Annotated in this window: 5 protein-coding genes; 2 read left to right on the forward strand and 3 right to left on the reverse strand. The window is 63.3% G+C overall.

Features of this window, described 5'->3' with window-relative positions; genetic code table 11:
- Positions 1-615, forward strand: a 615-nt coding sequence (locus IV091_RS17275; RefSeq protein WP_293470528.1) for an FMN-binding negative transcriptional regulator, incomplete at its 5' end; no start/stop codon positions are given.
- 69 nt (positions 616-684) lie between these two features.
- Positions 685-1,914, forward strand: a complete 1,230-nt coding sequence (locus IV091_RS17280; protein ID WP_293470530.1) for a glycerophosphodiester phosphodiesterase family protein — start codon at positions 685-687, stop codon at positions 1,912-1,914.
- Positions 1,915-2,016: 102 nt separating this feature from the next.
- Here IV091_RS17280 and IV091_RS17285 read toward each other — a convergent pair whose 3' ends face one another.
- The 3 genes from IV091_RS17285 to IV091_RS17295 form a co-directional block, all read right to left on the reverse strand.
- Positions 2,017-2,955, reverse strand: a complete 939-nt coding sequence (locus tag IV091_RS17285; protein ID WP_293470532.1) for a response regulator — start codon at positions 2,953-2,955, stop codon at positions 2,017-2,019.
- Complete coding sequence (locus tag IV091_RS17290; protein ID WP_293470534.1) at positions 2,937-6,338, reverse strand: ATP-binding protein; 3,402 nt, start codon at positions 6,336-6,338, stop codon at positions 2,937-2,939. The genes IV091_RS17285 and IV091_RS17290 overlap by 19 nt, the downstream gene beginning before the upstream one ends.
- A 119-nt stretch (positions 6,339-6,457) precedes the next feature.
- A partial coding sequence (locus IV091_RS17295) for an aliphatic amidase (RefSeq protein WP_293470536.1) occupies positions 6,458-7,218 on the reverse strand: 761 nt, incomplete at its 5' end.

Consider the following 7,218-nt stretch of genomic DNA (forward strand, 5'->3'; position numbering starts at 1 on the left):
CCCCACTTTGAAGAGACCGACACCGCCGCGCTGCACGCGCTCGTCGCCGCCTGCCCGCTGGCAACCTGGGTGGTGCCGCACCAGGGCGCGCTGCTGGTCAACCACATCCCGTTTTTGCTCGACGCCCGGCGCGGCGAGCATGGCACGCTGATGGGCCATGTGGCCCGCGCCAATCCGGTGTGGCAGGCGCTGTCTGCTGCATCGGTGGCGGTGTTCACCGGGCCGCAAGCCTATGTGTCGCCCAACTGGTATCCCAGCAAACAGGCGCACGGCAAGGCCGTGCCGACCTGGAACTACGCCACCGTGCACGCCCATGGGGTGCCCGAGGCCTTTGACGACCCTGCCCGGCTGCTGGCGCTGGTGACGCGCCTGACGCAGGTGCATGAGGCCGGCCAGGCCCAGCCCTGGCAGGTGCAGGATGCGCCCGCCGACTACCTCGCCAGCATGCTCAAAGCCATCGTCGGCATCGAGATCCCGGTGCAGCGCTGGGTCGGCAAATGGAAGGTCAGCCAGAACCGCCCGGCGGCAGACCGGCAGGGCGTGGTGGCCGGCCTGATGGCGCAGGGCAGCGACGCCGCGGCGCAGATGGCAGATTTGGTCAGGCAGCGCGGCTAGTCACCGGGCTGTCACGGGGCGGGTCTAGCATGGCCTTTTTCAACCCTGCGGCTTCAAAAGGACTCCTCCATGCGCCACCGTTTCACCCAACGCCTTGTCGCGGCCGCGCTGCTGGCGTGCAGCCTGTCCGTGCTGGCGCAGAGCCCGCCGTCCATCACCAACATCCAGGTCGGCCCACGCCCTTTCTTTTTGGTGGCCGAAATGGCTGACAGCCCGCTCAAAGCCAGACTGCAAAGCTGCGCCAACGGCCCGTTCAGGAAAACCGATTTTTCGATTGGCCACCGGGGCGCCGCGATGATGTTTCCCGAACACACCAAAGAGTCCTACGAGGCGGCCGCCCGCATGGGCGCAGGCATTGTGGAATGCGACGTGACGTTCACCAAAGACAAGCAACTGGTCTGCCGTCACGCGCAAAACGACCTGCACACCACCACCAACATCCTGGCCACGCCGCTGGCGGCCAAATGCACCCAGCCTTTCACCCCGTTTGATGCCGTGAAAAACACGCCCGCCAGCGCCGAATGCCGCGCCAGCGACATCACGCTGGCCGAGTTCAAGATGCTGCGCGGCAAGATGGACGCCTTCAACCCCAAGGCCACGACCGCGCAGGAGTTCATGGACGGCACGGCCAAATGGCGCACCGACCTGTACAGCGGCCCGACCAGCGGCACCTTGATGACGCACCAGGAAAGCATTGCCCTGTTCAAGAAGCTGGGCGTCAAGATGACGCCGGAGCTCAAGGCCGCCAGCGTGGCCATGCCGTTCGAGGGCTTCAGCCAGGCCCAGTACGCCCAGAAAATGGTCGACGAGTACAAGGCCGCGAACGTCCCCGCCAGCCAGGTGTTTGCCCAGTCGTTTGACAAGAACGACGTGCTGTACTGGATCAAACACGAGCCCGCCTTTGGCAAGCAGGCCGTGTTCCTCGATGACGTCGAGAAGGTCGCTGACCTGCCCGGCCTGGAAGAACTCCAGCGCTACAAACAGGAAGGCATCCAGATTGTCGCGCCGCCGATTTTTGCGCTGCTGGACGTGAAAGACGGCAAACTGGCCGCCTCTGCCTACGCCAAAAATGCCAAACAGGCGGGCCTGGGCATCATCGCCTGGAGCCTGGAGCGCTCCGGCCTGCTGGCCACCGGCAAGGGCGGCTGGTATTACCAGACCGTGAACCAGGCGATCCAGCGCGAGAGCGACACGCTGCTGGCCGTCGATGTGCTGGCCAGGGACGTGGGCGTGAGGGGCATTTTTTCCGACTGGCCCGCCACCGTCACTTATTACGCGAGTTGCATGGGCTTGAAGTAATCTGTCGCGCAGGCAAGGTTCCCGGCCATGCCCGGCCATGCCCGGTCATCAGTGGGTGCCGTGCCATTCATGGGCTGGCCGTCGCCCCGGAAAGTCAAAAAGTCAAAAGGTGGAGTGATCGAGTTCACGTGACAGCACTGCTGCAGCCGAGGTGCGCGTTTCCACGCCGAGCTTGGCGTACACATGCTCCAGGTGCTTGTTCACCGTGCGCGGGCTCATGCCCAGAATGTCTGCAATATCGCGGTTGGTTTTTCCCTTGGCCAGCCAGGACAGGACTTCGGCTTCGCGCCGCGTGAGGTCGGCGCTGCGTACGCGGGACGCGGCGACCGGACGCAACTGCAGCAAGGTCATGGATTCGCCCAGACCGCTGCTGCCGATCCAGTGCATCACCAGTTCTTCGCCGCCGCGTTGTCCGAGCGGCCAGGTGGTGCAACCCGAGCTCTCGAACTGGCTCGCGAGGGTCCTGAAAAGGTCGACGGTAGCGCCTGGCACTACAAATTCATTTAGCCAGGCGGCGGCTTTGGGCGATTGCCAGGCGACGCGGCAATGCGCGTCCAGCATCAGCACACCCAGGCCGGCCACGTCAACGGCTTGCCTTGCCAGCCGTGATACCCGGGCGTTGCGCATGTGGGCTGACAGGCGCGCCAGGACTTCATCGATCTTGACGGGCTTGACCACATAGTCCACGCCGCCCCTGTCGAAGGCCGTGACGATGTGCGCGGTTTCCGACAGGGCGGTCATGAAGATGACCGGAATATGGACACGTTCAGGCAGCAGCTTGATGCGCCGGCAGGTCTCGAATCCATCGAGCCCGGGCATCATGGCATCGAGCAAAATCGCGTCGGGCGTGACCCACTGCAAGGTTTCAAGCGCGGCTTCGCCGCTGCGTGCCACCAGCACCGAATAGCCTGCGGACTCCAGTGCGTCGATCAGAAAGCCGAGCGTGTCGGGTGCGTCGTCTATCACCTGTACGACGAGTTGCGGCGCCGTGCGCACACTGGTGCCATCGGCCGGCGCGGGGGTTATTCCTGTCGTAGCCATCTTGAAAATTCCTCCAGATCAACACGGTCCAGCAAGGCCCGCAAATAGGTGCATTCCGCCGGCGTCGCGCCCTTGTCCGCCCCCATGCGGTCAATGCTGCGGCGTAGGGACGAGATGTCCCCGATGCGAACCAGCCAGGTCAGTTCGGCCACGGCTTCGTTGCTGAGCGAGCGCTGCGCCGGCACTGCTGGCCGGGCCTCTACGGAAGCGTCCGGCGATTCAAGCGCGGTCTCGTAGGTCCAGGTCAGGAACAGGTGCGTCTGGAGCTGGCCCAGCAACTCGGACTCCGACACCGGCTTGCTGACAAACGCATTGCAACCGCTTTGTTTGCGTTGCAGCGGCTCATAAAAGACGTTGGCTGAAACCATGATGACCGGCAGTGTGGCCAGGCCTTGGGCGCGCAGGCGCTGGCAGGTTTCCCAGCCATCCATGCCGTCCATGTTCACGTCCAGCAGCACCGCATCGGGGATCTCGTTGCGAACGGCCTCAAGACATTCAAGCCCGCTGGCGGCTTCGCTGAGTGCAAACCCGAGCGGGACCAGCAACGCGGCCAGCAACTGGCGCTGGCTCGCCTGGTCGTCCACCAGCAGGATGCGGCGCTGCGGGCCTTCATAGCCGATGATGCGGCGGTGGTCTTTCACCGCATGCTTGTCCAGCGCAGTCAGCTCGCGCAGGTACATCCGAACCCTGAAATTGCTTCCCTGGCCAATCGTGCTCTCCATCGAGATCTCGCCGCCCATGAGCTCTGTCAGCAATTGGGTAATGGTCAGGCCCAGTCCGGTGCCGGGCTCCTGGGTTCGCCGGCCCGAGCTGCTGCGCTCGAAGGGCAGGAAAATGCGCGCGTGATCGTGGCTGTCAATGCCGACGCCGGTGTCAATCACCTCAAAGCGCGCCACCTCCATGCGGTGCTGCACGCGCAGCGTGACGCTGCCGTGCTCGGTAAATTTAATGGCGTTGGCCAGCAGATTGAGCAGGATTTGCCGCAGTCGCTTGGCGTCGGTGTGGATGTAGGCGGGCAGAGGCCGCGGCGCATCGAACGTGAAAACCAGGCCCTTGGCCACGGCTTGCGGCTCCACCATCTTGACCACGTCATCCAGAAAATCGCGAAAGGAAATGGCCGCGTTGTCAATCTGCATGCGACCGGCCTCGATGCGTGCCAGGTCGAGCATGCCGTCGATCAGGCTGGCCAGATGCTGGCCGCTGCGCTGGATCGTCGTGACCTGGCGCCGAAATTCACCCGTGGCCTTGTCGTTGCGCAGCAGCACCTGCGAATATCCCAGGATGCTGTTGAGCGGCGTGCGAAATTCATGGCTGACGCCCGTGACGTAGCGGGTCTTCGCCTGATTGGCGGCCTCAGCGGCCTCCTTGGCCTGCTGCAGGGCTGCGTCGGTTTGCTCATGCGCCTTGATTTCACGCAGCAGCAACTGGTTCTGGTGGTTGGATTCTTCCTGGGCCACCTGGCGGCTTTCCACGCCCAGCACGATCCACCAGGACCCCACGGCCAGCACCAGCAAGAGCAGCGTGTACGTTTTCTGGAAGGCCAGCCACACGGTGGCGCGCTGCGCCGGCTCCAGTGCGGAGGCAACGGCTTCCTGGTAATAGACCAGGCCCATGACGGCGGTGAGCAACACCGCCAGCGCGCACAGCACCACCAGGTAGTGGGTGACGCGAAAATTGATGCGGGATGACAGCGCACCTGGCAGCAGCTTGCCAAGCAGGTCCTGCAGTTGCTCTGTGGAGCGCGAGCGGGTCTTGCAGCGGTCATGGCAGCGTGACTCCAGCGTGCAGCACAGGGAACAGATCGCCTCGCCATAGGCCGGGCAAAAAGCCATGTCCTCGGATTCAAAACGGTTCTCACACACCGTGCATGGCACCAATTGGCCAGGCTGCCACAAGCGGGGGCTTTTGCGGGCGATATAAAAGCGTCCACCGGTCGTCCAGGCCAGCAGGGGCGAGGCCAGCAGGGCCACAGCCAGCGCAATCATGGGCGAGAAGGATTGCGCCCAGGGTCCCAGGCCGCCGGTGTAGCAGAAGATCCCGCTCAGGCTTGCCAGCAGCGTTGCACCGACGCCCACCGGATTGATGTCATACAGGTGGGCGCGCTTGAATTCAATCCCCTTGGGCGACAGACCCAGTGGCTTGTTGATGACGAGATCGGCCACCAGCGCGCCGACCCACGCGGTAGCGAGATTGGCATACAAGCCCAGCACCTGCTCCAGTGCCTTGAAGACGCCCAGCGTCAGCAGCAAAATGGCAATGCCCACATTGAACACCAGCCAGACCACGCGGCCCGGGTGGCTGTGCGTCAGGCGCGCGAAGAAATTGGACCAGGCGAGCGAGCCTGCATAGGCATTGGTCACATTGATCTTGACCTGCGAGACCACGACAAACAGGACGGTGGCCAGAATGGCGATGGCCGGATGGGTAAAGACGTAGCTGAAACCGGCGAGGTACATCTGCGTGGGGTCCAGCGCTTTTTCAACCGGCAATTGGGCCTGCAGCACCAGATAGGCCAGCAGCACTCCGCCCATCATCTTGCACACGCCGGGCACGATCCAGCCCGGGCCGGCCGCCAGCACCGAAAACCACCAGCGCCTGCGGTTGCCAGGCGTTTTTTCGGGCAGGAAGCGCAGGAAATCGACCTGCTCGCCGACCTGCACCACCAGCGCAAAGGCCATGGTGGCCGCGGAGCCGAACATGAGCCAGTTAAAGCCGCTGTCGCCCGAGGCGTAGCCCGACAGGCTGCGAACCTGCAAGAACACCGACGGGTCCTTGATCAGGATGGCCAGGTAAGGGGAGAGCAGCAGCAACAGCCACAAGGGCTGGGTCCAGAGCTGAAGCCGGCTGATGAAGGTGATGCCGTAGGTGACGAATGGAATGATGATCAGCGAAGACAGCAGGTAACAGACGGTCAGCGACCAGTCGGTGAAGTACAGCTGCAACGCCGAAGCCATGATGGCCGCCTCCAGCGCAAAGAAGATGAAGGTGAAGCTGGCGTAGATCAGCGAGGTAATCGTCGAGCCCAGGTAGCCAAAGCCCGCGCCGCGCGTCAGCAAGTCCATGTCTATCGCGTGTTTGGCAGCGTAGTAGCTGATGGGCAGCGCGGTCAGGAATATCAGCAGGCCCACCATCAGGATGGCCCAGAACGTGTTGGTGAAACCGTAGTTCAGGGCCATGGCGGCGCCTATGGCCTCCAGCGCAAGGAACGAGACCGCGCCCAGCGCGGTATTGGCCACACGGAATTCGGACCAATGGCGCCGCCCGCGCGGTGTGAAGCGCAGCGAGAAATCCTCCATCGTCTCGTTGGCGACCCAGGTGTTGTAGTCGCGCCGGATACGGAAGATTTTCTGTGTGGGCGGTGTCGGTTGGGTCGGCTGGGTCATGCGCGCTTGAGCTTGCAGTTAGGCATGCAAGACTCAAGCAATAAGCGTACCGCCGAGGGCTGGCGCAGTGGTGGCACCCCCGGTTTGCCGGGGCGCTGACGCGTGGGGGCGGCTGGTTTTCAGGCGCCGTTCGGAATGCCTTCTATTGGACATTCGGGCGTGCCCGGCGTCGTGCGGGTGATGGCCTCCACCATGGCGCGCGCTTTTTGCGGGTCATTGACCCAGGTCTTGTAAAAGTCAAGGGGACAGTCCGCCACGCCGCCGGCATCCTCGCCCGAGTTGATGGTGCCGGTGTAGCCGCGATGCAGCAACTTGAACAAATGGTTTTGCGACTGGCCGTTCTTGCGCGTGTCGCGGATCAGGCCCATGGACAGTTCGGCGTACTGGATCCCCATTTCTTCCTCGCCGCACTCACCCAGTGTGCGGCCGTCAAATCCGACGATGGCGGAATGCCCGAAATACGAGTACACGCCGTCAAAGCCGGCGGCATTGGCCACGGCCACATACACGTTGTTCATCCAGGCCATGGCCTTGGCCACCATCACCTGCTGCTCCTTGGCCGGGTACATATAGCCCTGGCAGCGCACGATCAGCTCGGCGCCCTTCATGGCGCAATCGCGCCAGATCTCGGGGTAGTTGCCGTCATCGCAAATGATGAGGCTGATCTTCAGGCCCTTGGGGCCCTCCGTCATGTAGGTGCGGTCGCCCGGATACCAGCCTTCAATCGGCGTCCAGGGCATGATCTTGCGGTACTTCTGCACGATCTCGCCCTGGTCATTCATCAGGATCAGCGTGTTGTAGGGCGCCTTGTTCGGGTGCTCTTCGTGGCGCTCGCCGGTCAGTGAAAAAACGCCCCAGACCTTGGCCTTGCGGCAAGCCT

The sequence above is a fragment of the Polaromonas sp. genome (assembly GCF_018780625.1).
In the GTDB taxonomy this organism is placed as follows: Bacteria; Pseudomonadota; Gammaproteobacteria; order Burkholderiales; family Burkholderiaceae_C; genus Polaromonas.

What these genes read in the sequence shown, in the direction of transcription:
- IV091_RS17280 (WP_293470530.1), top strand. Translation starts at nt 685, where the DNA reads ATGCGCCACCGTTTCACCCAACGCCTTGTCGCGGCCGCGCTGCTGGCG.
- IV091_RS17290 (WP_293470534.1), bottom strand. Translation starts at nt 6,338, where the DNA reads ATGACCCAGCCGACCCAACCGACACCGCCCACACAGAAAATCTTCCGT.
- IV091_RS17285 (WP_293470532.1), bottom strand. Translation starts at nt 2,955, where the DNA reads ATGGCTACGACAGGAATAACCCCCGCGCCGGCCGATGGCACCAGTGTG.